The following is a 1,554-nucleotide window of genomic DNA, read 5'->3' as shown; positions in this document are numbered from 1 at the left end:
AGCATGGCACCGGAATTTATTTTTTCATTGTTGCCTTCATCCACAACGGGAATCACGTTCGCCAATTTGACAAGCATTTCGCCTTTGCCATCGATGAGTTTATCCCTGCCTGCCATATTGACCATCGGCATAAAATCGACGTCTGTGGTCCAAATAAACGCGGGTGGTTCCACATTAAAATATTGTCTTGCCGTAAAAGTCATCCATTTCCCCTCGGGCTTGGTCTTCATTTCCCCTTTTTGTTCTAAGCGGACAGAAACAATTTTTTCTTTACCAATGACTCCTGAATTTCGCATCCATTTTTGAACGATTTCCGGCAAATGGTCGATAGCCTTTTTAGAAATTATAGGAAGATTTTCTACTTGAATATTTCGTAGTAATTGTTTCGATTCACCTCGGACCATTTTATGGAATTGATAATGTCCAAAGCCAACAATTCCTACCAACAGAATGATAACATTGGCGATCGTACCGAATTTGGCATCCTTCCAGACCATAAAAATCAAGATTTGCGATAGAATGACAGCAATGATGGCAAGCATCGGCCAAGTTTCCTTTTTAATCAGATACAGGACGCCTGATACGATAAAAAGCAGACTGGTAAGCAACCAAAGAAAACCCACAGGTTTAGAAATTTCTTTGGTAAACTGAGCCATATTCCCAAAATCGAAGGCTTTGGCGAAACCCATAAAATGGATAAGGCCGTGAACGAACAGTATGACTATAAATAGTATTCTCATTTTTTCGTCTTTGACATTAAGTATCCTCCAAAGCCTATCAACCAGATAACGATAGGGTAAGCCACCCAACGTTCGGTACCGCCACTACCCCAAAAGGGAATAAAATAAGGGGCTCCGAAAAGAAAAATCAACGACATAATCCCAATGGGAATACCGATAACGGCAAATGGCCTTTTTAATATCGTAAAACCGAGGATACAGGTAAAACTCCCCATGACAAAAGTGAGTAGGGAAAATATACCGTGATAGGGCGCAATATTTCCCGGAAATACTCCTACACCAAATACCCCAATTGCAAAAAGAGCATAGGGTATGGTAAACCACAGTTTTCTAAAATGACGGTACACGGGCCAGTTTGAAGCACAGAGCAACAAGCCTGCTACCAACATCGTGGTATTGAAAATGGTCGCCGAAGGTTGGTGGATAATACTATCGGGCGGACGTGTACTGCCCAAATCGCTAATATCGTTTACGGCGGTATTGTACCCTTCCGGATAATAAATTTCTCCCGTAATGATTCCCATGAAAATGACGAACCCCGCAAGGAACGCCATAAGCCCTCCAAACTGTAGAGGGCTGTTTTTTCTTTTTCCCATTAGAATACTTTTGCTATTCCAACACCAGCGGCGATATAATTAAGATTAACATCAGTGGTAGTAGTTCCTATTTCGATATCTCTTGAAAGGACGCGATATCCGACTTGCGGACGCAAATGCCAGTTACTGCCAAGGTCTACGTTAAGGCCAGCACCTAGTTCCCAACCGATTCCGTGGCCGGAGTCTGCCGTAATATCCCCTTCGCTATTCTCTACTTC

2 protein-coding genes and 1 pseudogene are annotated in these 1,554 nt (G+C 42.5%); all 3 read right to left on the bottom strand.

The annotated features are described in order from the left end of the window. Positions 1–740: DUF6544 family protein (locus WBM98_RS12720; protein WP_424366397.1), on the bottom strand; the 740-nt coding region annotated here is incomplete at its 3' end. Continuing rightward, on the bottom strand, positions 737–1,336 hold the full coding sequence (locus WBM98_RS12715) for a DUF998 domain-containing protein (protein WP_424366396.1): 600 nt from the start codon (positions 1,334–1,336) through the stop codon (positions 737–739). The genes WBM98_RS12715 and WBM98_RS12720, both read right to left, overlap by 4 nt. Beyond that, positions 1,336–1,554 (bottom strand): annotated as a pseudogene (locus tag WBM98_RS12710) (opacity protein); the annotation flags it as partial. The pseudogene WBM98_RS12710 and the gene WBM98_RS12715, both read right to left, overlap by 1 nt.

The sequence above is a fragment of the Maribacter sp. genome (assembly GCF_049667165.1).
Classification (GTDB): domain Bacteria; phylum Bacteroidota; class Bacteroidia; order Flavobacteriales; family Flavobacteriaceae; genus Maribacter_A.
The sequence above is the reverse complement of the archived record's forward strand: the minus strand, read 5'-3'. Positions and strand labels throughout refer to the sequence as shown.